This window comes from Pseudodesulfovibrio pelocollis, assembly GCF_030282845.1.
In the GTDB taxonomy this organism is placed as follows: Bacteria; Desulfobacterota; Desulfovibrionia; order Desulfovibrionales; family Desulfovibrionaceae; genus Pseudodesulfovibrio; species Pseudodesulfovibrio pelocollis.
Genome location: NZ_JASTWE010000017.1, coordinates 1 through 25,264, shown reverse-complemented (window position 1 = coordinate 25,264; position 25,264 = coordinate 1). Strand labels below are relative to the sequence as shown.

At 62.2% G+C, this 25,264-nt stretch carries 24 protein-coding genes; 12 read left to right on the top strand and 12 right to left on the bottom strand.

The window, feature by feature from the left end; genetic code table 11:
• Nucleotides 1-874: 874 nt before the first annotated feature.
• Nucleotides 875-1,351 (bottom strand): helix-turn-helix domain-containing protein, encoded by a 477-nt coding sequence (locus QQS14_RS07815; protein ID WP_285906417.1) that lies wholly within the window; start codon nucleotides 1,349-1,351, stop codon nucleotides 875-877.
• A gap of 201 nt (nucleotides 1,352-1,552) precedes the next feature.
• Between QQS14_RS07815 and QQS14_RS07810 the strand changes: the two genes are divergently transcribed.
• The 7 genes from QQS14_RS07810 to QQS14_RS07780 all read left to right on the top strand — a co-directional run bounded on the left by QQS14_RS07810 (nucleotide 1,553) and on the right by QQS14_RS07780 (nucleotide 7,135).
• Nucleotides 1,553-1,801 carry a hypothetical protein gene (locus tag QQS14_RS07810; protein WP_285906416.1) on the top strand — a complete coding sequence of 83 codons (249 nt, stop codon included), beginning with the start codon at nucleotides 1,553-1,555 and terminating at the stop codon, nucleotides 1,799-1,801.
• A 182-nt stretch (nucleotides 1,802-1,983) separates the two neighbouring features.
• A complete protein-coding gene (locus QQS14_RS07805; protein WP_285906415.1) occupies nucleotides 1,984-2,478 on the top strand; it encodes a hypothetical protein in 495 nt (164 codons plus the stop codon).
• A 2-nt stretch (nucleotides 2,479-2,480) separates the two neighbouring features.
• On the top strand, nucleotides 2,481-3,113 hold the full coding sequence (locus QQS14_RS07800) for a hypothetical protein (RefSeq protein WP_285906414.1): 633 nt from the start codon (nucleotides 2,481-2,483) through the stop codon (nucleotides 3,111-3,113).
• A gap of 7 nt (nucleotides 3,114-3,120) precedes the next feature.
• Nucleotides 3,121-5,088 carry a transposase domain-containing protein gene (locus QQS14_RS07795; RefSeq protein WP_285906413.1) on the top strand — a complete coding sequence of 656 codons (1,968 nt, stop codon included), beginning with the start codon at nucleotides 3,121-3,123 and terminating at the stop codon, nucleotides 5,086-5,088.
• Nucleotides 5,089-5,108: 20 nt separating this feature from the next.
• Nucleotides 5,109-6,056, top strand: coding sequence for an AAA family ATPase (locus QQS14_RS07790; RefSeq protein ID WP_285906412.1), 948 nt, complete (start codon nucleotides 5,109-5,111; stop codon nucleotides 6,054-6,056).
• 10 nt (nucleotides 6,057-6,066) lie between these two features.
• Complete coding sequence (locus tag QQS14_RS07785) at nucleotides 6,067-6,462, top strand: hypothetical protein (protein ID WP_285906411.1); 396 nt, start codon at nucleotides 6,067-6,069, stop codon at nucleotides 6,460-6,462.
• A gap of 301 nt (nucleotides 6,463-6,763) precedes the next feature.
• A complete protein-coding gene (locus tag QQS14_RS07780) occupies nucleotides 6,764-7,135 on the top strand; it encodes a Mor transcription activator family protein (protein ID WP_285906410.1) in 372 nt (123 codons plus the stop codon).
• A 170-nt stretch (nucleotides 7,136-7,305) separates the two neighbouring features.
• On the opposite strand, the gene QQS14_RS07775 is transcribed toward QQS14_RS07780, so the two are convergent.
• The 3 genes from QQS14_RS07775 to QQS14_RS07765 all read right to left on the bottom strand — a co-directional run bounded on the left by QQS14_RS07775 (nucleotide 7,306) and on the right by QQS14_RS07765 (nucleotide 11,886).
• Nucleotides 7,306-7,578: an HU family DNA-binding protein gene (locus QQS14_RS07775; protein ID WP_155934674.1), complete on the bottom strand. Its 273-nt coding sequence runs from the start codon at nucleotides 7,576-7,578 to the stop codon at nucleotides 7,306-7,308.
• 191 nt (nucleotides 7,579-7,769) lie between these two features.
• A complete protein-coding gene (locus QQS14_RS07770) occupies nucleotides 7,770-9,215 on the bottom strand; it encodes a sigma-54-dependent transcriptional regulator (RefSeq protein ID WP_285906409.1) in 1,446 nt (481 codons plus the stop codon).
• A gap of 22 nt (nucleotides 9,216-9,237) precedes the next feature.
• Nucleotides 9,238-11,886 (bottom strand): hybrid sensor histidine kinase/response regulator, encoded by a 2,649-nt coding sequence (locus QQS14_RS07765; protein WP_285906408.1) that lies wholly within the window; start codon nucleotides 11,884-11,886, stop codon nucleotides 9,238-9,240.
• Nucleotides 11,887-12,104: 218 nt separating this feature from the next.
• On the opposite strand from QQS14_RS07765, the gene QQS14_RS07760 reads away from it, so the two are divergent.
• Nucleotides 12,105-12,542 (top strand): glycine zipper domain-containing protein, encoded by a 438-nt coding sequence (locus QQS14_RS07760; RefSeq protein ID WP_285906407.1) that lies wholly within the window; start codon nucleotides 12,105-12,107, stop codon nucleotides 12,540-12,542.
• Between the two features lie 109 nt (nucleotides 12,543-12,651).
• Here QQS14_RS07760 and QQS14_RS07755 read toward each other — a convergent pair whose 3' ends face one another.
• The 3 genes from QQS14_RS07755 to QQS14_RS07745 form a co-directional block, all read right to left on the bottom strand.
• Nucleotides 12,652-13,413, bottom strand: a complete 762-nt coding sequence (locus QQS14_RS07755) for a septal ring lytic transglycosylase RlpA family protein (RefSeq protein ID WP_285906406.1) — start codon at nucleotides 13,411-13,413, stop codon at nucleotides 12,652-12,654.
• Nucleotides 13,414-13,554: 141 nt separating this feature from the next.
• Nucleotides 13,555-14,964: an aspartate ammonia-lyase gene (aspA, locus tag QQS14_RS07750; protein ID WP_285906405.1), complete on the bottom strand. Its 1,410-nt coding sequence runs from the start codon at nucleotides 14,962-14,964 to the stop codon at nucleotides 13,555-13,557.
• Between the two features lie 7 nt (nucleotides 14,965-14,971).
• Nucleotides 14,972-16,201 (bottom strand): aromatic amino acid transport family protein, encoded by a 1,230-nt coding sequence (locus QQS14_RS07745; RefSeq protein WP_285906404.1) that lies wholly within the window; start codon nucleotides 16,199-16,201, stop codon nucleotides 14,972-14,974.
• Between the two features lie 177 nt (nucleotides 16,202-16,378).
• On the opposite strand from QQS14_RS07745, the gene typA reads away from it, so the two are divergent.
• The gene (gene typA, locus QQS14_RS07740) at nucleotides 16,379-18,220 is read left to right on the top strand and encodes a translational GTPase TypA (protein ID WP_285906403.1); all 1,842 of its coding nucleotides are present in this window, start codon (nucleotides 16,379-16,381) and stop codon (nucleotides 18,218-18,220) included.
• Between the two features lie 119 nt (nucleotides 18,221-18,339).
• Nucleotides 18,340-19,302: a 4Fe-4S binding protein gene (locus QQS14_RS07735; protein WP_285906402.1), complete on the top strand. Its 963-nt coding sequence runs from the start codon at nucleotides 18,340-18,342 to the stop codon at nucleotides 19,300-19,302.
• A gap of 91 nt (nucleotides 19,303-19,393) precedes the next feature.
• On the opposite strand, the gene QQS14_RS07730 is transcribed toward QQS14_RS07735, so the two are convergent.
• Nucleotides 19,394-19,873, bottom strand: coding sequence for a hypothetical protein (locus QQS14_RS07730; RefSeq protein WP_285906401.1), 480 nt, complete (start codon nucleotides 19,871-19,873; stop codon nucleotides 19,394-19,396).
• Between the two features lie 212 nt (nucleotides 19,874-20,085).
• On the opposite strand from QQS14_RS07730, the gene QQS14_RS07725 reads away from it, so the two are divergent.
• Nucleotides 20,086-21,384 carry a DUF401 family protein gene (locus QQS14_RS07725; RefSeq protein ID WP_285906400.1) on the top strand — a complete coding sequence of 433 codons (1,299 nt, stop codon included), beginning with the start codon at nucleotides 20,086-20,088 and terminating at the stop codon, nucleotides 21,382-21,384.
• An 86-nt stretch (nucleotides 21,385-21,470) separates the two neighbouring features.
• Nucleotides 21,471-21,851 (top strand): pancreas/duodenum homeobox protein 1, encoded by a 381-nt coding sequence (locus QQS14_RS07720; protein ID WP_285906399.1) that lies wholly within the window; start codon nucleotides 21,471-21,473, stop codon nucleotides 21,849-21,851.
• Between the two features lie 88 nt (nucleotides 21,852-21,939).
• Here QQS14_RS07720 and QQS14_RS07715 read toward each other — a convergent pair whose 3' ends face one another.
• From QQS14_RS07715 to QQS14_RS07700, 4 genes are all read right to left on the bottom strand, one after another.
• Nucleotides 21,940-22,296: an SH3 domain-containing protein gene (locus QQS14_RS07715; RefSeq protein WP_285906398.1), complete on the bottom strand. Its 357-nt coding sequence runs from the start codon at nucleotides 22,294-22,296 to the stop codon at nucleotides 21,940-21,942.
• Between the two features lie 156 nt (nucleotides 22,297-22,452).
• The gene (locus QQS14_RS07710) at nucleotides 22,453-23,292 is read right to left on the bottom strand and encodes a DNA polymerase III subunit delta' (RefSeq protein WP_285906397.1); all 840 of its coding nucleotides are present in this window, start codon (nucleotides 23,290-23,292) and stop codon (nucleotides 22,453-22,455) included.
• Between the two features lie 14 nt (nucleotides 23,293-23,306).
• Nucleotides 23,307-24,578, bottom strand: a complete 1,272-nt coding sequence (locus tag QQS14_RS07705; protein ID WP_285906396.1) for an adenylosuccinate synthase — start codon at nucleotides 24,576-24,578, stop codon at nucleotides 23,307-23,309.
• A 141-nt stretch (nucleotides 24,579-24,719) separates the two neighbouring features.
• The gene (locus QQS14_RS07700; protein ID WP_285906395.1) at nucleotides 24,720-25,118 is read right to left on the bottom strand and encodes a hypothetical protein; all 399 of its coding nucleotides are present in this window, start codon (nucleotides 25,116-25,118) and stop codon (nucleotides 24,720-24,722) included.
• Nucleotides 25,119-25,264: the final 146 nt, after the last annotated feature.

The following is a 25,264-nucleotide window of genomic DNA, read 5'->3' as shown; positions in this document are numbered from 1 at the left end:
GAAAGCTGATTGACCATTTGTCTTGCCATGACAGGATGTTGAGCACGGAGCGGAAGGCGGGTGTGCACGGGGAGGTCTCCAACTGGTCCGAAAAAACGGACTCTCCTGCCAGGGTCGAAACCGGAGATGGCCGCGCCTGAAGGTGGCTCTACTCTCATACAATAGCCATTTGCGGAAAAAATACAACAACAGCATCCATCCGAAAAAACGGATTTCCCTGTTTTGCGGGAAATGGTCCGAGGCCATGCCTCCGTAACGCTACGCCGTCCAGATGCTAAGGGACACAAGGTTTACTAATGAACTGTGAACCGGGATGAAGCGAATCTATCCGAGACATAGTGGGATGGGAACCGTTGTGGCGCATGGTTTTCGGGGTGGTGGCGTTTTGGGTTGAGGGGCAGGACAATGAGTCTTCAAAAGTTTTGTAAACCACATCGGAATTGGGCGTTGGGTCACTTGGTTTGCAAATCTTTGTCAACCTGTGAATGATCATTGATGGAGCCGTTACGGGGCGTTTAAAGGTTGATTAGCCGTGGCTTTTGGTCGGGCCGGGCTTTGGGGGTTGTGGGTGCCGGGGCGGCTGGCCGGTGAATGTCTGCCCTTGAACTGTTAACCAGTTTTGGAGGGCTCCACCAGGGCTGGCAACCATTACCTTATGCCATGGCCGAAAGGGATGAGCCCCGCCGAAGCGGGGCTCATGAGGAGTTGGTTGACGGGGCCTCCCTGCCCGGACTGAGTCCGGAAACCCCGCATAGCACTCCGGCGCAAGCGCCGTGTTACGGCCGGGAGATTCATCACCGTGTCGCAACCAGCAAAAGATAGTACAGCAACATACTGTAGTGTCAAAGTTAATGTACAGACCTAATCATATCTACTAGGATTTATCTGATGCCTGTGCAACTTGATGAGATAGTCGCTCGTTTTCTACCTTCAGGTCAGAGTTCTCCCTAAGAAGCCGTGCGTTTTCCTTGTAGAGGTCGCGCAATTCACATTCTATCTCGCGATATGCAGCAAAAGAGACACAGTTGTCTTGGCTAGGAAGTTTCTCGTTTTTGGTTTTTCTTTGTTCGTCATCTAAGTAGCGAAATTGTGCTTCGCCAGGAACTCTCTTGCCCTTGGCCTCGTCCTCTAGCAACCCATCTTTTCCTGTCATTAGCCATTCGAGCGTAATGTTGTAAAAGCCCACCAAACGAATCAAGAAGCTAATATCAGGCTGGCTCTCTCCGGCCTCCCAGCGGGCTAACGAACTCGGCGCGACAAAAAAACTTTCGGCAAAGCTACTTCGAGACTCTTTGCCTCGGAGCTTCTTTATTCGTTTTCCAAGAGAAACCAAGTCGATTGTCTCGAACATGACATATCCATATTTGAGAAAATAATCATAATCGGTTGACAATTTCCCAAAATCGGTTCAAAGCTAACCAAAAGAGGCTGATCCACTGTATTCTTGGAACAAACCCTATCCGCCTCTCCCCGCCCAGTCAACGGCCTAGTTCGGGCGCAACGGGCATCCGGGCTAGGCTGACTGGGCAAAACCTGATCCACGGCGGACTTCATGAGCCAGGATTATTGCAAAGACCGTGTGCTTGCTGCCCTCAAGGAAAAGCTGCCTCCGCTGTTTTGCCGCAGGCGGGTGGAGGAACTTACCGGCGGGCTGCTCACCGTCTGCAACCTGATCAAGTTGGACAAGGAGGGCCTTGGCCCCCAGTCCTTCAAGATGGGACGCAAGGTCGGCTACGAGAAGGAGTCCTTCCTCCTCTGGCTTGAGCAGCGGCTTGCCCCGCGTGGGAAGCAGGAGTTGTAGGGGCGGACGGCCATGCACGAGAGCGCTGGACACATTTCATTGAATTTGGCGGTGGGAGCCGCTAGGCCGAGCCTTACAGCTTCGATTCCGTCCGCCTCGAAGTTGTCCGCGTCAGGCCTCTCCGGCTCCCACCGCCATGCCTTTGCCCAGGCCGCGCACGCTCTCAACGCGGGGGCGTGGGCATGAGCAGCTACCAGCTCTCACTTTTTTCCGAATCAGGCGGCGGAAGCCAAAAGACCTGTTCCTCTGCGCTGATGCATGTTGGCGGCCTGACCGCCGCGCTGAAGGCCTGCATGCAATCGGCATTGGCTTCCGCCGCCCCCCATCTTTCCCGCGCCCAGCTAGTTGACCGCATGAACGAGATCGCCCGGCAAAGCGGCGTCAAGATCACCTCGGGCCGCACCCGCCTTCTGACCGCCAATATATTGGACAAGTGGCTTGCCCCCAACGACACGGACGATATCCCGCCGCTCATGGCGGTCGAGGTCTTCATGCTGGCCATTGGCAACTTCGCGCCCCTGGGGCTGCTTGCCGAGTTTCACGGCTGCAAGCTGCTCACTCCTGAAGAAGCCCTGCTTTATGAATACGGCAAAGCCAAGTTTGAGAGCAAAGAGCGCACGCGCCAGTTGCGGAAGCTGGAGAGCGAGCTTGTGGACACTCATAAAAGGAGACGTTGATCATGAGCAGCCGTTTGACTTTGTTATCGGATGAGGAGCGGGTTCCGTATCCCTACTTCACCACGGAATGGCTTGCCGAAACGCTTGGCGTGTCGGTCAAGGGCATCCGCAAGCTGGCGAGGCTGGAAGGGTGGACAGAGGTGGAGCGCGACTACGCGGACCACGAGGGCAACGTATTCCCGGAGCCGTTTTGGGACGGCATGACCATCCCGGCCAAGAGGCTCATGGAGATCGCCGCCGAACACTACCGGCAGGAAGAGGAAGAATACCCGCTGGCCGAAGAGGTCCGGGCCGCGATCCTCACCATCAACGGACATGCCTTCGGCATAGATTACGAAAAGCATTTCAAGGCGTTGTACCGCACCCGGCAGTTTGCCATGGTCGAGGACGTTGTTCAGTCCCTGTCTCTTGATCTGAACTCTGGGATTGTCGCGATATCCAGCGCATACCAGATTCCTGTCGCGGAACTTTTCGACCTGCTCACGGTTGTCTGCTCTGACCGGCTGGACCTGTTCATCAGGCAGGGGCAGGATGTCCGTTTCGCCATCCTCCTGCACCATTTCAGCGTTTATCCCGAACGGCTTCTTCCTGAAGCCGACCACGCCATCAACCCTGCCGACACCGTTTCGCATTAGGTGATCCATGGACCTGACCCGTCTGCACAACCAAAGCTTCAAGACCGCTGAAATAGCGAGACTGCTGGGCATTTCCCGCACAGCGGTCTTGAAGCGTGCAGACAAGGGGGCCTGGGCAGGCCAAGCCGCCGGAGGTCGCGGCGGGGGCAAGGAGTGGCGGTATTCCTCCATGGACGAACGCTCCCGGAATGAAGTCGCCGTGGCTCTGTGCGAGGAGGCTGGACACTCCCCCCGGCCTGCGGGCGGCAATACGCCAGTCCATGAGCAGGCCCTCATTGATGCCGCGTGGGATGAATTTGCCCGCAAGTCTACCAAGGCAAAAGAAAAAGCTGGCTATAAGTGCGACCTGCTTCAGAAGGTTTGGAAGCTGCATTGCGCTGGCATGAACATAACCAATGCGTTCAAGGTTGTGGCCGAGGAAAGCGGCGAGAATATCCACAACTTGATCAATTGGTACTATGGGCGCGACGGGAAGCGCGGAGTGAAAGACATAGACAACAAGGACTGGCTGCCTTTCTTGGTTGACAACTACAGGGGCCGCGTGACGTATGCCCCATGCGATGAAACCGCCTGGGAGTGGCTGAAGAAGGACTACCTTCGCAAGGAACAGCCATCCTTCGCCCTTTCCTACCGCAGGTTAAGCCGCTTGGCGGAAGAATTTTCCTGGGAAATCCCGTCTCAAAAGACATTGAGCCGCCGCATGAAGCGCGAGGTCGGCTGGGCCGTGATCTATTATCTGCGCACCGGCGACCTGCGCGGCCTCCACCCGGATCAGGAACGTTCGCGCGAACATTTCGTTGCGGGCCGGGAAGTCAATGGTGACGCCCTGAAATTTGACTCCATCTATGTGGACTACGGGGACGGCGAGATATCGAACCAGACAAGCGTCTGGTTCATGCAGGACTTGTATTCAAGCAAGATTTTGAGCTGGGAAGTGGCCAAGACCGAGAACGCCGACATGTTCCGGCTTGCCATGTACAACCTGCTGAAGCACACGCTGCCGACAGACCTGTGGATTGACAACACCATGGCGGCTGCGAACAAGGCTCTGACCGGCAAGGCACGTCATCGCCACCGGTTCAAGGTCAGCCCCTTCGACCCGGTTGGGCTTTTGCAGCATGCCGGTGTCATGGTCCACTTCACCAATCCCGACCAGGAAATGAGCAATCCCGGCGTCAAGCCCATTGAGCGGGCGTTCCAGGGCAAGAGCGGTCTGCACGGCCTCATGCGCACATGGCCGACCTTGAAGAATCGCGGTCACTCCAAGGCCACGGCTATTCCCTACGACGAATTCAAGGAGATTCTGGAGCACGTGGTAGCCGAGTTCAACGGCATGAAGGGGCGCACTGGCCGAGGCTGCGAAGGCAGAAGCTACAACGAAATCTACGCAGAGAGCTTCGAGAAATCGCCTGCCCGCAAGCCTTCGAAGCAACTGCTCCGCATGCTGCTGTGCGATCAGGAAGTGGCCACGGTCTCCAAGGGCTCGGTTCGTATCAATGCCGGCAAGGGCGATGCCAAGCACCGCTACTCCTTGAATTTCGACACCGTTGAGCATGGGGAGAAGGTCGCGGTGGTCTTCAATCCCAAGAACCTTTCCGAGCAGGTCGAGATTTACAATCTCGACGGCGAACGCCTTGGCACCGCCGACTGGATGCCTGTGGTCGCGTTCAACGACAAGGACGAGGCGAGAGAGCATAGCCGCCTGAAGCGTCAGCGCCACAAGATGATCAAGCAGGCCTCCAAGGTCGCCACGCGCATGACCGACCTGGAATATAGGCAGTTCAACATTTCGCATGCCGCCGCCCCTCATCCGACCGCGCATACAAGCACCACGGTGCTTTCCCAGGTGGAAGTGGAGGAACGCCTTTCCCACAAGGTCGATCCCTCCAAGGCCAGCGCCTTCAGAAGCAACTGGCAGAAGAGAATTGATGAAATGGGTGAAGAGGAATTCTTTCCCTTTGCCCAGGAAGCGTAATCATAGCTTGGAGGAACACTATGAATGATGCGGAAAGACAGCAGCGCGACGATGTCAGCCTGAAAGAGGCCCTGCGCGAAGAAATGAAGCGGCGGAACATGAGCCAGAGCAAGCTTTCCAAGGAATCCGGGGTAGGCAGCACTCGGCTGTCGCTTTGGTTTTCCGGCAGGTACTCCGGTGACAATCAGGCCGTTGCCGATGAGTTGCAACGGTGGCTGATGTCGGTGCAGGAAGAAAGCAACGACACACGGGCGTTGTGCGCGGTCCCGGATTGGGAGCCGACGCCCACGGCCAAGAACATTGTCAACGTCCTCAAATACGCCCAGCGGGCAGGCGACATGGCCCTGGTCTACGGCGGTGCAGGTGTCGGCAAGACGTGCACGGCCCGCTACTATCAGGACAGCTATCCCAATGTATGGCTGGCGACGATGAGTCCGGCCATGAACACCGTGGCGGCATGCCTTGAACGTGTCGCCTTTGCCGTGGGAATTTCCGAGGCGCAGCCCAGCGCCATCAAGACGGAGAACGCCATTGTCGGGCGCATCGCCCAGACCAGCGGGCTCCTGATCGTGGACGAAGCGCAGCACCTGCCTGTGAGCAGCCTTGAGGCCATCCGCAGCGTGTATGACGCCACCGGCGTTGGCGTGGCGCTCATGGGGAACGAGAGCGTGTACACCCGGATCACCGGCGGCAGCCGTCAGGCTCACTTCGCGCAGCTTTTCAGCCGCGTGGGGTATCGGGTCAAGCTCGGCAGCCCCACAGCCGGTGACGTGGATGCGCTTCTGGCCGCATGGCAGATCAAGGGCCGCAAAAGCCACGAGCTGTGCAAGGCCATCGCCCAGCAGGCCGGAGCCCTGCGCGGCCTGACCAAGGTTCTGAAAATGAGCAGCATGATGACCGAGGACGGCCAGAGCATGACCTTCGATCACATTCAGACGGCTTGGGCCGACCTGGGCGGCACACTCTAGGAGCCACGCCATGGAAACCGTTCTGCGCTTTCCCATAGAACATTGCCGCAAAGGCGAATCGACAAGGCAGGGACACAACTGCCTTGTCATTCCTTTTCCTCGCTTGAGCCAAGTGGTTCCCGGCCAGCGTGCTCCGCAGAAGCCTGCTCGGAAAGACAGGCATGGCAGGCCTGCCACTCTGAAGGACGCGAACCACCCAGCCGTTCCGGTCCTGAAACGCATGGAGTTGCTCCTGAAGGAACTGGGAGCGGCGTGGGGAGAGCCTGTGTCATGGGACTATGCGGCAATGAAGCTGGAGCGGTTGACTGGCCTCAACAGACTCGAAAGCGCGACCGTCTTTGAACTCCAGAAGGTCATGATCCTTTTGCAGACGGACATCACAGAGGCCTCACAGCAGGCGGAATAATCTGCCCGTGTTTGGCTTTTGAAGGGTCTGTTAAACGGATTTTAAACCGGCTTTACGCCTCAAAAAGGACAGACAGGTTGCCCCATGGATTTCTGTGAAACGAAGGAGGAGTGCACACAAGCCATGATCAATGATGCCATCGATCGAGAGTTCCATTTTGCCTTGGATTTCGAAAGCTATGACCCGGAGCTCGAATCTTTGGAAGACTGGGCAATACGCCAGCGAGTGATCAGAGGTTTGGACAGTAAGCCAAGGTGGTTCAGGGAGGCGGACAGAATTACGACTATAAGGACAGACCTCCATGAAAGATGAAAGGCACATCGCTACCGAACTGCTCCACGATCTCGCTGACAAGGTGTCATATGTCGCTGCTCAAAATTTTGGCCTGGATGAGGATGAGGCTGAAGAACTGGGTACCACTATCGCCAACTATCTGGCCGAAGACTGGGGTGGTCAGATTCTCTACATACCGATGAACAAGCTTGGTCGTATTGAGGCCAGAAACAGGCAGATCGCCATGGAGTTCAATGGGGAAAACACCCAAGAACTGTCCCACAAATACAACCTGTCAAGGCAGACAATTTATAGGATTATCAAGGCCGAGAGGAGCTTGGCCAAGCCACCGGCTTCACCCCCGCCGCGCCAAGAAGCCGAGGAGATCGTCCGCAGGTAGCCACAACATGGGCCTCACGAGTTGGGGCCTTGTTTTTGTTAACCAGATTTGAAAACCAAGTGACCCGGCTTTTGAAAACCAAGTGTCCGCTAGCAGTCCAGATCGGGCAGGAAAAAAGGGAGCCCCCCCGGCGACCGGGGGGGCTCCCTCAACAACAGCGCGAACGCGAACTACTTAACAGCTTCCTTCAGAACCTTGCCGGGCTTGAACTGGGCAACCTTGCAGGCGGGGATCTTGATGTCCGCGCCGGTGCGGGGGTTGCGGCCGGTGCGGGCCTTGCGCTCACTGACGCTGAAGGTGCCGAACCCGGTCAGGGTCAGCTTGTTTCCTGCGGCAAGCTCAGCCTGGATGACTTCGAGAATGGCATTCATGGACGCCTCGGCCTGAGCCTTGGAGGTGCCGTTCTTCTCAGCGATTTTGGCAACAAGTTCTGCTTTGGTCATCTGTCTCTCCTATGTTTAAGAAAATGGTTTCCGTGCACGGAACACAAAAGTATTAGCCCTCCATACACACATGACGAAATGAAAGGAAGCCCAAAATAGCCCCGCCCACTAAAATAATTGGGGCCAACCGGCCTTCAGCCGACTTCCTTCCGGCACATGACGCAAAATTCGCCCGCTTTTTCCCCAGCCCATCAGAGGGACAGCCCGTATTTCTTGAGCAGGGAATAGAAATGGGACCGCGACAGCCCGGACACATCCAGAATCTGTGCCAGATCGCCGCCGCACTGGCGAATCAATTCGCCCAGGTAGACCTTTTCCGCCGCGCTCTTGAACTCGCGCAGGGAGGGCAGCGCCTGATCGAAGATGTCCTCGAAAATCTCCTGTCCGATTTTTCGGACAGCCATGCCGTCCACCAGCCCCGTGCTTTTCTCTGCCACCACCTCCGAGCCGGTCATGCGCTTGATCTGCGCCTTGGCCACCTCGATGCGCAGGGCGCGCGGCAGATGCATGGCGTAGATGGTCTTCTCGTTGCCCGCAGCGATCACGGCCCGCTCCAGGATGTTGAAGAGTTCGCGCACGTTGCCCGGCCAACTGTAGCTTTCGAGCACGGTAAAGAAGTTGGAGCCGAAGCTCTTGCGCTCCATGCCGTACTGGCGGCACAGGCGCTCCACCTGGAACAGGGCCAGGGCGCGGATGTCCTCGGGCCGCTGGAAGAGCGGCGGCAGGTGGATGCGCATGGTCTTGATGCGAAAGAGCAGGTCGGGGCGGAACTGGTCCTTTTCCACCATGACGTCGAGGTCGCGGTTGGTGGCCGCCACCAGCCGGAAGTCGCTTGTCTGCTCCCTGGTGTCGCCCACCGGGCGGAAGGTGCGCTCCTGGAGCACGCGCAAAAACGCCTTCTGGATGGACAGGGGCATCTCGCCCACCTCGTCGAGGAAGAGCGTGCCCTTGTCGGCCAGCTTGACCAGCCCGATGCGGTCCGCCTGGGCACCGGTGAAGGCGCCCTTGCGGTGGCCGAACAGAGTGGATTCCACCAGGGTCTCGGTCAGTCCGGCGCAGTCCACCACCACGAACTTGCCGCCCCGGCGGCGCGAGTTCTCATGGATGGTGGAGGCGAAAAGCTCCTTGCCCGTGCCGGTCTCGCCTGTGATGAGCACGTTGGTGTCCGAGCGGGCGGCCTGGGCCAGCAGCTCGAAGTTCGCCCTGATCAGCGGGCTCTTGCCCACCACGTCCGAGAGGTCGAGGGACTCGATCTCGGACTTGCCCGCCTTCTCTTCGCGATACTTCAGGGCGCGGCCCAGGGTGAGCGATATCTCGCGCACGCTCGACGGTTTGAGCAGGTAGTCCCACACGCCGCCCTCGATGGCCATTTCCGCACCGTCAGGATCTCCCCGGCCGGTGAGGATGATCACCTCCGGCGGATTGGGGAGCGCCATGAGCCTGGGCAGGATATCCAGCCCGTTCCCGTCGGGCAGCCGCACGTCGAGAAAGACCACGTCATAGGGCTTGCCCTGGGCCATGGACAGCCCGCGGCTCAGGGTCTGGGCCGTGTCGCAGTCGTGCGAGAGCCTTCCTATGAGGCTCTCCATGGTTTCGCAGACCTCGATGTCGTCGTCTATCACCAGAATGTCGGCCACGTCCCCTCCCCGGTCTGTCCGGTCACTGCGTTGCCTTGAGCGCGCCCGCTATGGCGGCCGCGAGATCGTCCTTGTCGTAAGGCTTGATAACCACCTGACGGATATTGGGCAAGTGGACGGCGGCCGCGGCCGCGTCCTCGCGTCCGGAAACCAGGACCACGGGCAGGGACGGGGCGATCTCGCCCACCCGCCGGGCCAGCTGGGTGCCGCTCATGCCCGGCATGTCGTAGTCGGTGATGAGCAGGTCAAAGGGACACGGCGTGGCACCAGCCAGGGCCAGCGCCTGTTCCGGGGCCTGGGCCGGGGTGACCCGGTAGCCCATGACCTCAAGCAGGCGCGGGGTGGCCTCCAGTTGGTCATGGTCGTCCTCAACGAAGAGGATGCGCCCGCCGGGCAGGACCGGACCGGTCGGCCGGGCCGGGCACTCGGAATCAATGCCCTCGGCCCGGGGCAGGCAAACGTCGAAGACAATGCCCCCGCCCGGCCTGGGAAGGACGCGCAATCCGCCCCGATGGCTCCGAACGATGCCGTGGACCACGGCCAGCCCCAGCCCGGTGCCCTCGGTCTTGTCCTTGGTGGAAAAAAACGGGTCGAATATCTTGTCCACGATCTCGGGCGGGATGCCCGGGCCGTTGTCCTCGATGCGCAGGCGCACGTGCTCGCCCGGCTCAAGGCCCATGGCGGTGGCCTCGTCCTCGGCCAGAAAGACCGGCTCCACCCACGCCTCGATCACTCCGCCCGCCTCGCGCAAGGCGTGAAAGGCGTTGGTAAACAGGTTCATGGCCACCTGATGCAGCTGGGTGGGGTCGGCCAATACGCAGGGCAGGGTCGGGTCCACATGGGAGCGGACCTCGATATTGCTCGGCATGGACGCCTCCAGCAGGCCGAGGGCCTCGGCCACCACCGCGCCCGGGTCCGTGGGCCGGAACCCCTCGGTGGACGGTCGGCTAAAGGCGAGGATCTGCTTGACCACGCGCCCGCCGCGCCGGGCGGCCTTGAGCACCCGCTCCAGATCGCGGCGCGTCACCGAATCGGGCTCCACATCGCCCAGGGCCAGCTCTGTGGAGTTGATGATCGATGTGAGTATGTTGTTGAAATCATGGGCAATACCACCGGCCAATGTGCCGATGGCCTCCATCTTCTGCGACTGGAGAAGCTGCTTTTCGAGGTTGTGCTCCTTGGTGATGTTCTCGGCCGTGCTCAGCACGCCCACCACCCGGCCCGACTGGTCGCGGATGGGCACCTTGTTCACCTCAAGCCAGGCCCGCGCCCCGGAGCCGTCCACCAGCTTGCGCCGCACCTTGCGCACCGCGTCCGGGTCGCGCATGGCCTGCTGGTCCCCGTTCATGGCCCAGCGCACATACTCGGCATCGCCGATGATCTCGCTGGTGGTCCTGGAGACAATGGACGAGGAGTCCGCGTGACCGAAGAACTCGGCAAAGGCGCGGTTGGCACCGAGATAGCGTCCGTTCATGTCCTTCCACGAGAGAAGCTGGGGCACGGTGTCCATGAGCGTTTCCTGAAAGGCGAGCTGGTCCTTGATCTTGCGCTCCACCTTGCGCCGCTCGATCATGGCGAAGACCAGGAACACCGTGACCAGCAGCAGCAGGGCGAAGCTGACCATGATGGTCCAGAACAATTCCTTGGGCATCTCGTAGAACGCCTTGGGCGCGTTGATGATGCGGCTGCCCCGGGGCAGCATCTCGTCGGTCAGGCCCAGCCGGGTCATGACGATGTGGTCGAAGACGAACTCGCCCCCGGCGTCGTAGAGCACCGTGATGTCGTCAGCCGATCTGCCCGCCAGAATATCCAGGGCCATGGCCGCGGCGGTCTGGCCGTGAAGGAAGCCGGAGAGCACATGGCCGCCCACCGCGCCGTGGCCGATGAGGAACTCCCAGGCCGTGTAGATGGGCACGCTTGAGTGGGCATAGATGGAGGAAACCACCTCCTCGGCGGTGTAGAAGTTGTCGCCCATGGGCTGGTAGTAGGGAATGAAGAAGAGGAAGGTGTCCGGCGGGAGCATGGTCACCCGGTCAAGGACATCGGGCAGCGAAAGGTTGGTCCAGTAATCCACCGTGAGATCCGGCCCGTAGGCGGGCACGGCCATCTCCACCTGGCGCTTGATGGCCAGCCCGGCCGTGGAGGCGTCGCCCACCACCACCATGTGGCGCTTGTCCGGGTGGAGCCTGCGGGCCACGTCCAGAGTCATCGAGAGGTCGAAATTCTCCTCCACGCCGGTGATGTTGCCCACGGCCAGTTCTTCGGGTTCAAGGGCGTTGACTCCGCAAAAAACGATCGGCACCCCGGGAAAAAGCTGCTCGCGGTAATGCCGGGCGAAATTGAAGGCGTCGTTGTCCGAGACCAGCACCACGTCGAACCGCTCGCCCCGGAACTTCTCCTTGTAGAGGCGCAGGAGCATGCCGGTGACGTCCTCGTAATTGTACTTCTTGGCGTCCATGTACTCGATCTGGAGATCGACCTTGTACGGCCCGGCCTCCAGCACCGAGCGGATACCGTCGAAGATGTCGTCGGACCACTTGTAGCCCCGATGGTAGGAGTTGAGATAGAGGACGTTCTTCTTGGCCATCTCGGCCAGCCCCGGCGACGGGGCCAGGCAGGCGGCGGCCAGGACGAGGACAAGGAGGAACATCAATAATGGAGCGCGTCGCATCGTTCACCTTCGGGTCCGAAGTTCAGGAGGAATGCCCAGGCACGGGCCTGAAGGCAGACCGTGAACAACTGCAAGAGGCGGGCCTGAAAAGTTCGCCAGAACATGGAAACCTCCGCGAATCTGTGATAGCCTCGGGAAAAAGGAGTCGTTCACTCCTGTACAAGGATGGCAAAGTGAGGCTATCATCAAGGCAACCTGAAAACAAAGGAAGGTACCCAATGAAACATACCGCAATCATCGTCCTTCTCGTCTGCTTCCTGACCGCCGGATTCGGCTGCGCCAACAAGGCCCAGCAGGGAGCCACGGTCGGCGGCCTGGCCGGTGCCACCATCGGCGCCCTGACCTTCAAGGACAAACTGCTCGGCGCGGCCGTTGGCGCTGGCGTCGGCGTCCTGATGGGCTACATCGTCGGCAACGAGTGGGACAAACATGACGAGGCCCAGGTCCAGCGCACCCTGGAAAGCAACCGCAGCGGCCAGGCCTCCAACTGGACCAACCCGGACACGGGCAACTCCTACACGGCCACGCCCAAGGAGCCTTACATGGCCGAGAACCGCATCTACCGCGATGTGGTCATCAAGGATGAAAAGTCCGGCGAGTCCATCATGGCCAAGGCCTGGCGCGACGACAAGGGCGTCTGGCACCTCAAGCAGTAACCGCTCCCGGCTCCCCCGGGGCCGGTGATCACCCGGCATGGACACGAACCCGCGCGCGAATCTTCGTGCGCGGGTTCTTTCGTGTCCGGCGACCATCCGGCCTCCCGGCTCAACTGACGATATAGCTGGTGGGGAAGGAGCGCTTGAGCTGCGCCAGCACTGCCTCGGCCTTGTCGCGGCTGACAAAGCTGCCTGCCTGGACCACATGCAGCACCGTGCCGTTGCGCTCCTCCATGCTCACCCGCGCCTCGGGATATCCGCTCTCCACCAGTTGGCGGTGGACACGGTCGGCATTGGCGCGCACGGCAAAGGCACCCACCCGGACATGATAGTATTTGATGGCCGACCCGGCCAACTGCGTTGCCGTGGACGGCACGGTGTCGATGGCCTCCACGCGCACCCGGACCACCCCGCGCTCCACTGTGCCCAGATGCCGCGCCGCGCCATAGGAGAGGTCGATGATCCGGCCGTCCACAAAGGGCCCCCGGTCGTTGATGATCAGGGTCAGGACGCGGCCGTTCTCAAGGTTGGTCACGCGCACCCGGGTACCCAACGGCAGCAGCTTGTGGGCGGCCGAGATGCCGTACATGTCGTAGATCTGGCCGTTGGCCGTGGGCTTGCCGTGAAAATCCTTGCCATACCAGGAGGCATGCCCCACCTCGTCATAGCCGTGGGCCGAGATGAGCGGATAATAGGTGCGGCCCAGCACAGTGTAGGGTCTGGTCTTGGGGTCGGTGGTCGGCTGGACCACCGGCGTGTCGCGCTGGCTCGGCGGCGTGGAATGGATACTCTTTGGAAAAGGACTCAAAGAGGCGCACCCGGCCATGGCCAGCAGTGCCAGCCCCAGGGTCAGTGCAATGATGCGACGCATGATTCCTCCTTGCCCGGTCGGCCTTGATCACTGCCCGACCCGCCGGGCACCCGAAACATTCTGGACAATGTCTAGAAAGATAGCGCAAACCCCCGGTGAAAGCAAGCGAGACACCATCCTCGACGAATACCGCTAACGCGGCTACCGCCCAAGGACGTAGCGCGGCCTGACCATGTTCTCGGGCTTGAGGATGTCCTCAAGCTCCTCGCGGCTCAGGACCCCCTTCTCCAGCACGATGTCGTAGACCGAGCCGCCGGTGCGCAGCGCCTCCTTGGCGATCTCGGCCGATTTCTCGTAGCCTATATGGGGATTGAGGGCCGTGACCAGACCGATGGAATTCTCCACCAGCTCCCGGCAGCGCTCGCGATTGGCCGTGATGCCGGAGACGCACTTGTCGGCCAGGGTCAAGCTGGCGCGTCGGAGCATGTTGACGGTCTGAAAGAGCGAAAACGCGATGACCGGCTCCATGACGTTGAGCTCCAGCTGCCCGGCCTCGCTGGCCATGGACACCGTCACATCAAGGCCGATGACCGCAAAGGCCACCTGGTTGACCACCTCGGGGATGACCGGGTTGACCTTGCCCGGCATGATGGACGACCCGGGCTGCATGGGCGGCAGGTTAATCTCGTTCAGGCCGCAGCGGGGGCCGCTGGAGAGCAGACGCAGGTCGTTGCAGATCTTGGAGAGCTTGACCGCCACCCGCTTGAGCACGCCCGAGAGCTGGACATAGGCTCCGGTATCCTGGGTGGCCTCCACCAGATCGGGCGAGGAGACGAGCTTGAGGGTGGTGATCTCCACCAGCTTTTCGGTCACGGTGCGCGTGTAGTCCGGGTGGGAGTTGAGGCCCGTGCCGATGGCCGTGGCCCCCATGTTGATCTCGAAGATCAGGTCCTCGGCCTCGTCCACCCGCTGCACGTCCTCGCCGATCATCACCGACCAGGCCGTGAACTCCTGGCCAAGGGTCATGGGCACCGCGTCCTGCAACTGGGTGCGCCCCATCTTGATCACGTCCGCGAATTCCTGTCCCTTGCGCCAGAAGGCCTTGCGCAGATGCTCCATGGCGTCGATCAGCTCGCGCAGGTCGAGGATCAGGGCGATGTTCAGGGCCGACGGGTACACGTCGTTGGTGGACTGGGACATGTTCACGTCGTTGAGGGGGTGGAGAAACTCGTACTGGCCGCGCTGATGGCCCAGCATCTCCAGGGCGCGGTTGCAGATGACCTCGTTGGCGTTCATGTTGGCCGAGGTGCCTGCCCCGCCCTGCACCACGTCCACCATGAACTGGTCGTGCAGCAGGCCCGAGGCCACCTCCTCGCAGGCCCGGGCAATGGCCCTGGCCTTGGTTTCGTCAAGCAGCCCCAGGGAGGCGTTGGCCTTGGCCGCGGCGTGCTTGACATGGGCCAGGGCTGTGATGAACCGGGGGTAGTGGGCCATGGTGATGCCCGTGATGTGGAAGTTCTCCATGGCCCGCAAGGTCTGGATGCCGTAATATGCCTCGGCCGGAACCCGCATCTCGCCGAGGCTGTCGCGCTCGATTCTGTACTCGCTCATGATTCTCCTATTGCCCCTGTCGGGCGTTCCAGTATTCGATGTCGGGGGTGATGTGGACCAGGCCAGTCATCTGCGCCAGCTCCACCAGCAGGACCACGGAGAAGAAGCAGACGATGCCCCACCCGGCCAGCCGCCTGCGCGACCCGGGCGCGCCCTGCCGGATGAGCAGCAACCCCGGCAGGATGCCGAAGAGGCTGCCCACGCCCAGGCCGCCGACCACGTTGAGGGCGTCGATGAAGATGTCCGGGTAGAGCGCGCCCACGACCAGGGGCGGCACAAAGGCCACGAGCCAGACCACCAGCCGGTTCTTTCCCAGTCGGCCGCCCACGTCGCGCAGGAAGCTGAGCATGGCCACGCCGGTGGCCATGTAGGCCGTGGTCATGGCCACCACGGCAAAGGCCACGGACACGTCGAGAAAAACCCTGGTGGCGATCAACCGGCCAAGGGGCACGGTGGCCGGTTCGTTGTGGCTGAAGGCCGAGATGATGTCCACGGAATTGGCGGACTCCATGGGCAGGGTCATGAGCACGGCCAGGGTCCAGATGAAGGTCATGACCATGCCCAGGCTCGAGCCGAGCCAGATGGCCCTGGTGATGGACCGGCGGTCGTGATCGAGAACCCGGCACACGGTGGGGATGACGTTGTGGAAGTTGAAGGCCACCACCAGGATGGGCAGGGCCGAAGTGAAGAAGACGAGATCGACCCCGCGCGCGCCGTGGCCCTCGAAGTGCGGCACCACCATGACCACCATGGCCGCGAAGAGCAGCCACATGACGGTCATGAACACGGTGGCCCCCTTGCGCAGCACCACATCGCCAAAGGAGGCGAAGAGCGTGGCGATGCAGAAGTAGCCGACCAGGGCGGCCCAGCCGGGCACGGCCAGCCCCAGCGACCCCACCAGCACCGAGGCCGCGCCAGCCAGATAGGCGGTGAGCAGCCCGTAGAAGATGACCAGGTTGGCGGCCACGCTGACCCACTTGCCTACCGGGCCGAGGACCACCTCGAAGAAGGTGGGCAGGTCCGCATCCCTGTTCTGCGCAAGGAAGGGCTGGCGGGCTATGATCAATGCGTTGCAGGTCATCAGCGCCCACACACCGAGCAGGCCCAGCACCGACGTCAGGAGCCCTGCCGGACCGAGGTCTATGGGCAGGGCCAGGATACCCGCGCCGAGCATGTTGCCCGTGACGATGAGCGAGGTGGTGACGACCTTGCCGGTGGAGGGAGAGCCGTTACTCATGCGATGCTCCTGAAGAGGTGGCGGATTCGGGTCGCGCCCACGCTATCGAATTTCAGGCCGGATTCAAACGGATTTCTTGCGCGACACGCATTCTCCTCTTGCCAGCCCCCACGCTTTCGGCTAACCGCTTGCCTGCGCGCGTGCGCCCATTACTATATACCGGATACCGGAGTCGCCATGAGCACCAGGATCAACAACGGAAAAATTCGCAATATCGCCATCATCGCCCACGTTGACCACGGCAAGACCACCCTGGTGGACGCCATGTTCAAGCAATCGGGCCTGTTTCGGGAAGGCCAGAGCGTGGACGATCGCATCATGGACTCCATGGATCTTGAGCGCGAACGCGGCATCACCATCGCCGCAAAGAACTGCTCGGTCGCCTGGAAGGGCGTGAAGATCAACATCATCGACACCCCGGGCCACGCCGATTTCGGCGGCGAGGTGGAGCGCTCCCTGTCCATGGCCGACGGCGCCATCCTGCTGGTGGACGCCTCCGAAGGCCCGCTGCCCCAGACCCGCTTCGTGCTCAAGAAGGCGCTGGAGCAGCGGCTGGCCATCATTGTGGTGGTCAACAAGGTGGACCGGCAGGACGCCCGGCCCGCCGAGGTGCTGGACGAGGTCTACGACCTGTTCATCGACCTCGACGCCCGCGAGGACCAGCTCGACTTTCCCCTGCTCTACGCAGTGGGCCGCGACGGCATCGCCATGAAGACCGCCGAGGAGCGCGGGGAGAACCTGCACATCCTGCTGGACATGATCCTCGACAAGATTCCCGGCCCGGTCCACGACCCGGGCGAGCCCTTCCAGATGCTTGTCTCCGACCTCTCCTACTCCGACTACCTGGGCCGGCTGGCCATCGGCAGGGTCCACCACGGCAAAGTGCGCTCCAACGACGCCCTGGTCTGCCTGCCCGCGAGCGGCAAGCCCATCCCCCTCAAGCTGACCAAGATCCAGACCTACGACGGCCTCAAGGTGACCCCCACCGAGACCTGCGAACCCGGCGACATCGTGGTCATCGCGGGCATCGAGGATGTGCACATCGGGGATACCATCTGCACCAAGGAAAGCCCCAAGGCCCTGCCGCGCATCACAGTGGACGAGCCCACAGTGTCCATGAAATTCGGCATCAACACCTCGCCCCTGGCGGGCACCGAGGGCAAGCTGGTCCAGGCGGGCAAGATCCGCGACCGGCTGTTCAAGGAGACCCTGCTCAACGTGGCCATCCAGGTGGAGGAGAGCGAGACGCGTGAATCCTTCATCGTCAAGGGACGCGGCGAATTCCAGATGGCCATCCTCGTGGAGCAGATGCGCCGCGAGGGTTTCGAGCTCTCCGTGGGCCGCCCCGAGGTCATCTACAAGCACGAGAACGGCGTCAGGCTCGAACCCATCGAGCACCTCTATGTGGACTGCGACGAGGCCTTCATGGGTATCGTCACCGAGAAGCTCTCGTCCCGCAAGGCTCGCATGACCAACATGGTCAACAACGGCACAGGCCGCGTGCGCCTCGAATTCTCGGTGCCCTCGCGCTCCCTCATCGGCTACCGCGACGAATTCCTGACCGACACCAAGGGCACCGGCCTGATGAACTCCTACCTCGAAGGCTACGGCGAGCACAGAGGCGAATTCGCCTCGCGCTACACCGGCTCCCTGGTGGCCGACCGCGCGGGCAAGGCCGTGGCCTACGGCCTGTTCAACCTGGAGCCGCGCGGCCGCATCTTCGTGGTGCCCGGCGACGCCATCTACGAGGGCATGATCATCGGCGAGCACAACCGGGACAACGACATCAACGTCAACCCGGCCAAGGAAAAGAAGCTGACCAACATGCGCGCCTCGGGCAAGGACGAAGCGGTCATCCTCACCCCGGTCAAGCCCATGACCCTGGAGTTCGCCCTGAACTTCATCAAGGACGACGAACTGGTGGAGGTCACGCCCAAATCCATCAGGCTGCGCAAGCTGCAACTCTCGGCCCTGGTCCGCCACCGCGAGGACGGCAAAAAGAAGAAGGCCGACAACTAACCCGGCCTTGCCGCGAATCCCGCAAGGGGAAGCCCGAACCACGGGCTTCCCCTTTTTTCATTGCATGGATCACCCTGGCCGGAGTCGTTGACTTTGCCCGGAGCGCGGGTACACTCCACATGGACCCTCTTACCCCAAAAACACAACTGGCAGTCATGCGAATACCCTTCATCAAGCCATCCACCCGCAACTACTTCCGCATGGCCCGCCACGAGGGCCTGCCGCTCAGTGACCGGCTCCACGGCTACCTCTACGGCCGCTTTGCCTACCACTATATCGGCATGGCAGGGGACAAAAAACCCTGGTGGCGATACCTGCTGGCCCCGCTGGTCATGCTGCTCGACCGCCACTCGCCCTTCATGCCCACCGAGCGCAGCCGCACCGGCGACCCGGCCCAGGAAAAACCCACCTTTGCCGACACCTACCACGGCAAGGCCATGCCCCTGGCCGAGGCCACCAAGCTGATCAGGCTCGACCGGCCGGTGAACACCAGCGTGTCCGAACAGGTGCTGCCATACACCCGCGCCCGCGACATCGTGCTGAACAACCCGGAAAAAATCGTCCTCCTGGACTGTCCCTGCCGCTCGGGCATGAAGAACCCCTGCACACCCATCGACGTCTGCCTGCTGGTGGGCGACCCCTTCTGCTCCTTCATGCTCGAACAACACCCGGACCGGACCCGCGAGATCGACGCCGACGAGGCCGTACGCATCCTCAAGGCCGAAAACGCGCGCGGCCACGTGGCCCACGCCTTTTTCAAGGATGTCATGCTCGGCCGATTCTACGCCATCTGCAACTGCTGCGCCTGCTGCTGCGGAGCCATGAAGGCCCAGCGCGCCGGGGTGCAGATGCTCTGCTCCTCGGGCTACCTGGCCGAGGTGGACGCCGACCTGTGCTCGGGCTGCGGCACCTGCGCCAAGCAATGTCAGTTCAAGGCCGTCGGGTTTCGCGGCGGCAAGGCTTTCATCCGGGCCAAACGGTGCATGGGCTGCGGCGTGTGCGAGCAGGCCTGCGCCAAGAGCGCCATAACCCTGCGGCTGGCCCCGGAAAAGGGCGAACCCCTGCGGGTGGACGCCCTGTAGCCGACAGACCACGCACCACAAGACAGCCGGGGCCGACGAGCGTGAAACTCGTCGGCCCCGGCTGTCTTGTGGTGCTGCGCCGGATGCCCGGTCAGGCGTTGCCCTTGGGCGTTTCGTCGTCCCCGCTCTTGGCGGCCCGGGCCACCCGGGCCATCTGGGCGCGGATGTAGTTGGCGGCCACATCGCCAAGGTCCGAACCGGACGCCTTGAGCCCGTGCTCGCGCAGATCGGCGTCTATCTGTCGCTCCATGCGCGCGGATTCAAGGAACATGACATAGGCCAGGACCAGGGCCGCGTTGTTGTCAGCGCTCCCGTCGCAGAGCAGCTCGATGTTGCGGGCGTCCACGGTTTCGAGGAGCCGGTCCACGAACAGGGTGATCCACTTCACATACAGGTCGTGCATAATGGGCGGGATCAGGTCGGCCACGCTCTCGGCCGCGTTGCCCGCCGTGCCGGTGACGGCCATGAACTCGGCCAGGGCCTCGGCGCGCCGGGTCTCGTCCTGTTCCTCGACCTTGCTGATGATCACCGAAAAAATGTGTGTCCGAAGCTGCTTGGGGGTCATGGCCATGAAACGTCGTCTCCCGAGGGTTTGCCGTGCAATCGCGCCAGACTGGCGCACTCGACTCTAGCCCAACACGCGCCTCCGGGCAAGGGCTGGTACCATTTTTCCCCTAGAACCGGCCCGCTCCGGGCTGGGCCGATAATTGTCCGTTTTCTTTCCGAGCGAATGGGGGTACCACCATGCCTTGGGTACACGCTCAACGCTTCGGAGGCCCCCGCATGGAAGCCCTTTTCTTCAAGCTCGCGCCCTTTCTCAAGATTCTCTTCGCCTTCACCCTCATGCTTGCGGGCATGCGCTTCAAGGTCGGCCTTGGCCTGTCCATCCTGACCGGCGGGGTCATCCTCGGCCTACTCTTCGGCATGGGCCCCCTGCCCATCGCCCTGACAGGCGTGGCCGCTCTGGGCCAGAAGAGCTTCCTCTTCCTCGCGGCCATCGTCGGGCTGATCCTGATCCTCTCCGACGCCATGGAGCGGTCAGGCCAGTCGGTCCGGCTCATGGAGGCGCTCTCGGGCTACCTGACCAGCCCCCGGCTCAGGCTGATCTTCTTTCCCGCCCTGATCGGGCTTTTGCCCATGCCCGGCGGCGCGGTCTTCTCCGCGCCCATGATCAAGACCGTTTCTGAAAAAATGACCATCAAGAACAGCGACCGGGCCGTGCTCAACTACTGGTTCCGCCACATCTGGGAGCTATGCTGGCCGCTGTATCCCGGCATCATCCTGACCGTGGCCCTGGCCGACATCACCATCATCGAGCTGATCTCCAAGACCTGGCCGGGCACGCCCATCATGCTCCTGACGGGCTGGTTCTTCTTCCTGAGACCCGGAGTGCTCGGAGCCGGAGACATCGCGGTGGCTCCCCCGCCGGTCGGGCCGGGCAAGCGGGCCGCCCTGCGCCAGGGACTGCCCCTGCTCATCGCCATCTGCGGGGCCATCGGGCTGGAGAGCGCCATCGCCACCCTGGCCCCGTCCATCGCCTTCGAGTGGGGGGTGCTGGCCGCCCTGGCCGCGGCCGTGGCCTGCGTCATGATCCAGAACACCCAGCTGGGCCTGCCCTTCCTGCGCCAGGTGCTGACCAAGAAATCGCTGTGGTCCATGCTCTTCGTCATCGTGGCCATCTTCGTCTTCAAGGACATCATGCAGGCCAGCGGCGTGGTGGAGGATATGTCGCGGGCGGCGGGCGGCGGGGCCGCCCTCATCGCCTCGGCCACCTTCCTGCCCTTTCTTGTGGGCATGGTGGCGGGCATCAACGTGGCCTTCGTGGGCGCGACATTCCCCCTGCTGCTTGGCGTGCTGAACACGCTGGGCATGCAGGACCAGACCATCCCCTATCTGGTGCTGGCCACCTTCTGCGGCTTCACCGGGGTCATGGTCTCGCCCATCCACATCTGCTTCGTACTCACCTGCCAATATTTCAACTGCGAACTGGCCCGCACCTGGCGCAAGGTGGCCTGGCCGTCGCTGATCTTCCTGCTCTCCGGGGTCGGCCTGTTCCGGTTCTGGCTCTGGGCCCTCGGCTAGCGCGATATCTCTTGAAAGATACGCTGTTCTTTTGTAGTGAACACGTTCCTGCACACCTGCTCACACAAGCCATTGGAGAATCGGCCATGGGTCACTATCAGGACATCTTCACCCGGGACAGACTCGCGGAGCTTTTTCCGTCCGACCGCACCGAGCAGTTCTTCGAGGCCCTGTTCGGCGATGCCGAGGAAGGGAGCTACAACATCGAACTCGGGTACTCCGGGGGCTGCGACACCCGGTTGCAGTTCGAACTGCGGCTCACCCAGCGCCCGGGCAAGTGTCTGGCCTGCAACCTGACCTACGGCCTGCCCCAGGTCTTTTCGCGCCACCCGGTGATCAACGTGCCCGGCATCGCCGAGGCCGTGGCCCGGGCCACGGGCAAGGGCAACGCCTCCTGGAAGCTCGGCTCGACCCGCGAGGTCTCGGCCACCCTGCACGTCATCCCCCTGCTCATCGAAGTGGCCTGACAGGCTGTCCGCAATACGAAAAAAACCAAAGGCGCTTCCCACGAAGCGCCTTTCTCTTTGCTCCCGAACTGGCCCGTTGGAAAAGCTGTCATTCGCTGACGGGTTGCAAATTTTCCAAGGGCACCCATCCTTCAATGCTTGCGGCAGCATGCCGACACCAAACCCATCCGTTCAGTATTCGCGCCCCGGTCAGCACGTCGCCCTCGTCCACGTCCAGTTCCATGGCGGTATAGTCTTCCAGGGCCTGACCGGCATCGCCTTCGGTGCGTTCAATGATCTGCCGAGGCACCCAGCCACTTTCGTGCCCGGGAATGGTGCAATAATACCAGTCCTCCCAGTCTTCTGGCCCGTCATATTTTTCCCCGACGATGATCAAGGCTCCCTTTTTGAAACTGATGGGATTGGGAAACTCGCTTCGATGGGCTTTAATGACGAGATAATTCAAGGGATGCTCCTTTTCTGACAAGCAAATAACGCGCTCGCCAAGCCTGGCTGCACAGCCTGGGAATCCGCCCTTGCCGCAGGGCTTGCCCGGCCGCCAAGGTCGGCTCCACCAGTTCCATTGCCCTCTTACGCCCATGCCGCATGGAGGGATATACCCCTACACCATGCGCGTGGCCACCCAGTCGAGGACCATGGCCGGGTTGACCGGCACCTGGGTGTTCAGGGCGTCCTGGGCCTGATCAAGAGCCAGCCCGATGCGGCGCAGACCGCGTGAGTCATGGGTGCGGGCGAGGCTGGCGGACAGCGGCGTGGCGCAGGAGCCGGAGAGGGCTTCGCGCAGCTCGCGCTGCATGCCCAGCACCACCTGCATGGCCAGATGCCTGTCCACCACGCCCTTGGTCGAGGTGCGCTCGAACCACCCCCGGCCCGATTGCCAGAAACCCACCATGGCGGCGACCCACTCCGCGATCTCGGGATCGTTCTCGCGCTTGTCGGGCCAGGACAGGGTGATCACCCACGACCGCGAGACCAGGGTTTCGAGCAGCCGCTCGCGCTGGGGCGCGGCCAGGACAAAGACATTGCCCGGCCTCGGCTCCTCCAGCGACTTGAGCAGCGCGTTGGCCGCCTCGGTCATGAACATCTGGGCCTCGGCGAAGATGGTCACGCGTCGGCCGTCGCCATGGGGCGGCTGCCCCCAGGTGGAGCGGCGCTCGCGCACGGACTCCACCTTGATCAGCCCCTCGCGGCCGTCGAAGAAGAGCAGGTCGTTGAAGGCGAGGTCCGCGATCTGGCGACACGCCGGGCACTGGCCGCAGGGCACCGAGCCGGACGCGCAGTTGAGGCGCATGGCCCAGTACAGGGCGAGGGCGACGCGGCTGTCCGCGTCGCCGCCCTCGATGACGATGGATTGCGGGGGATCGGCCGCGATGGCGTTCAGCCGCCGGACTGCGTGCTCCTGCCCGGCGAGGGCGGCCAGCGGGTCGGCGTTGGAAATCATCGCGTTCTCCGCCCTCAGAAGGTTTGCGCCCGGTCAGGACCCACCGAGACTATGCCGATGGGCACGCCGGTGATTACCTCGATCCGCCGCAGGTAGCTGACCGCGTTGGCCGGAAGCTCGTCCCAGGAGCGCGCGGCCGAGATGTCTTCGTCCCAGCCGGGCATGGACTCGTAGACCGGCGTGACGTGAGCCATGCCGTTCTGTTCCTGCGGGGGATAGGCCACGGTCTGGCCGCGATACTCGTAGGCCACGCAGAGCTTGAGTTCCTTGAGGCCGGAGAGCACGTCGAGCTTGGTGATGGCCAGTTCGGTGGGGCCGTTGAGCCGCGTGGACTCCCTGAGCACCACCAGATCGAGCCAGCCGCAACGGCGCCTGCGCCCGGTGGTGGCCCCGAACTCGTGGCCCTTGGTCTGGAGATATTCGCCGTCAGCGTCCTGCAGTTCTGTGGGGAAGGGGCCGCCGCCCACCCGGGTGGTGTACGCCTTGACTATGGCCACGATGCGGTGCAGGTCGCGCGGGGAGCAGCCAGAGCCCGAGGCGGCGTTGGCCGTGACCGTGTTGCTCGACGTGACAAATGGATAGGTGCCGTGGTCGATGTCCAGGTGCGTGCCCTGGGCGCCCTCGAAGAGGACCATGCCGTCTGCCTGGGCCTCCTGAATGGCCGTGGACACGTCGCCCAGATAGGGCACCAGCCGCTCGGCAAAGGGCTGCACCTCGGCAAAGACCGCTTCGGCGTCCAGGGGCTCAAGGCCGTAGTGATGCTTGAAGAGGACGTTCTTCTCCTCCAGGGCCAGGGCGATCTTCCCGCGCAGCAGTTCCGGGTCGGCGAAATCACCGGCGCGGATGCCGCAGCGATGCATCTTGTCCTCATAGCAGGGGCCGATGCCGCGCCCGGTGGTGCCGATCTTCCCGGCGTCGGACTTGACCGTCTCGCGCGCGCCGTCCATGAGCCGGTGATAGGGCATGATGACGTGGGTCTTCTTGCTGATCATCATCCGGGTGGGGGAAACGTCAAGCCCCTTGGCCGCCAGCTTGTCGATCTCATGACAGAAGACGGCCGGGTCGAGGACCACGCCGTTGCCGATGAGACAGAGCTTGCCCGGATGCAGCACGCCCGAGGGAATGAGGTGCAGGATGCACTGCTCGCCGTCCACCACCAGGGTGTGGCCCGCGTTGTTGCCGCCCTGGAAACGGACGATGGCGCTCGCCTGCTCGGCGAGAATATCAACGATCTTACCCTTGCCCTCGTCCCCCCACTGGGAGCCGAAAACGACTATATTGGCCATGTGTTGCTCCTTGAAAACCGGGATCACGCCCCGGCGTGAATTGCGCGCACAAACGGTTATCTTCCGTAAGGATAAACGCGCGCGTATGTCAACCTCACAGGCGGGCAACCGCAGAGGTGGGCCACCGTGCGGGTCGGGCGACTATTTCTTTTTTTTCGGCTGGAGGATGAGCAGCTTGCCCTTGCGGTCGGCCCAGTTTGCGGCGGCCGCGTCGTTCGGCTCGGGAGCCGCGTTCCTGGGGGATTTCTTCACCTCGCGCACGGAGGGGCCGGGCGCGGTCAGGGCGGCCAGATCCACCTCGGGATGCGGGTCGCCGGGCATGCGGGACTGGGCCCAGTTGAAATTGAACAACTGGTTCTTCAGGCGCGTGGACTGGATCAGGTTGAAGATGAGCACCGCCTCCTCCCACCGCTTGGTGGGTTCAAAGTGACGCACCTTCTCGGCATATTTCTCCCACAGGCTCATGAGGGATGCCTCGTCGTAGGCGTTGAGCTGTCTGGCGAGCTTGACCAGCGCCTTTTCCATGTAACTCTCGGACATCATTTTTCCTTGAAACAGAGTCTCGATCCGGGCGCACCTGATGGGGCGCGGCGAACATCGCGACTGTCTGCATAGCAGAATGCGCTACGCCGCGCCACGCAAAATCGGCGCGTCCGGCAGCCGGTCCTTGGCAACAGGGGGTAGGC

Coding starts and splice junctions, on each gene's coding strand:
- QQS14_RS07815 (WP_285906417.1), bottom strand. CDS start 1,351: ATGTTCGAGACAATCGACTTGGTTTCTCTTGGAAAACGAATAAAGAAG.
- QQS14_RS07810 (WP_285906416.1), top strand. CDS start 1,553: ATGAGCCAGGATTATTGCAAAGACCGTGTGCTTGCTGCCCTCAAGGAA.
- QQS14_RS07805 (WP_285906415.1), top strand. CDS start 1,984: ATGAGCAGCTACCAGCTCTCACTTTTTTCCGAATCAGGCGGCGGAAGC.
- QQS14_RS07800 (WP_285906414.1), top strand. CDS start 2,481: ATGAGCAGCCGTTTGACTTTGTTATCGGATGAGGAGCGGGTTCCGTAT.
- QQS14_RS07795 (WP_285906413.1), top strand. CDS start 3,121: ATGGACCTGACCCGTCTGCACAACCAAAGCTTCAAGACCGCTGAAATA.
- QQS14_RS07790 (WP_285906412.1), top strand. CDS start 5,109: ATGAATGATGCGGAAAGACAGCAGCGCGACGATGTCAGCCTGAAAGAG.
- QQS14_RS07785 (WP_285906411.1), top strand. CDS start 6,067: ATGGAAACCGTTCTGCGCTTTCCCATAGAACATTGCCGCAAAGGCGAA.
- QQS14_RS07780 (WP_285906410.1), top strand. CDS start 6,764: ATGAAAGATGAAAGGCACATCGCTACCGAACTGCTCCACGATCTCGCT.
- QQS14_RS07775 (WP_155934674.1), bottom strand. CDS start 7,578: ATGACCAAAGCAGAACTTGTTGCCAAAATCGCTGAGAAGAACGGCACC.
- QQS14_RS07765 (WP_285906408.1), bottom strand. CDS start 11,886: ATGCGACGCGCTCCATTATTGATGTTCCTCCTTGTCCTCGTCCTGGCC.
- QQS14_RS07760 (WP_285906407.1), top strand. CDS start 12,105: ATGAAACATACCGCAATCATCGTCCTTCTCGTCTGCTTCCTGACCGCC.
- QQS14_RS07755 (WP_285906406.1), bottom strand. CDS start 13,413: ATGCGTCGCATCATTGCACTGACCCTGGGGCTGGCACTGCTGGCCATG.
- aspA (WP_285906405.1), bottom strand. CDS start 14,964: ATGAGCGAGTACAGAATCGAGCGCGACAGCCTCGGCGAGATGCGGGTT.
- QQS14_RS07745 (WP_285906404.1), bottom strand. CDS start 16,201: ATGAGTAACGGCTCTCCCTCCACCGGCAAGGTCGTCACCACCTCGCTC.
- typA (WP_285906403.1), top strand. CDS start 16,379: ATGAGCACCAGGATCAACAACGGAAAAATTCGCAATATCGCCATCATC.
- QQS14_RS07735 (WP_285906402.1), top strand. CDS start 18,340: ATGGACCCTCTTACCCCAAAAACACAACTGGCAGTCATGCGAATACCC.
- QQS14_RS07730 (WP_285906401.1), bottom strand. CDS start 19,873: ATGGCCATGACCCCCAAGCAGCTTCGGACACACATTTTTTCGGTGATC.
- QQS14_RS07725 (WP_285906400.1), top strand. CDS start 20,086: ATGGAAGCCCTTTTCTTCAAGCTCGCGCCCTTTCTCAAGATTCTCTTC.
- QQS14_RS07720 (WP_285906399.1), top strand. CDS start 21,471: ATGGGTCACTATCAGGACATCTTCACCCGGGACAGACTCGCGGAGCTT.
- QQS14_RS07710 (WP_285906397.1), bottom strand. CDS start 23,292: ATGATTTCCAACGCCGACCCGCTGGCCGCCCTCGCCGGGCAGGAGCAC.
- QQS14_RS07705 (WP_285906396.1), bottom strand. CDS start 24,578: ATGGCCAATATAGTCGTTTTCGGCTCCCAGTGGGGGGACGAGGGCAAG.
- QQS14_RS07700 (WP_285906395.1), bottom strand. CDS start 25,118: ATGTCCGAGAGTTACATGGAAAAGGCGCTGGTCAAGCTCGCCAGACAG.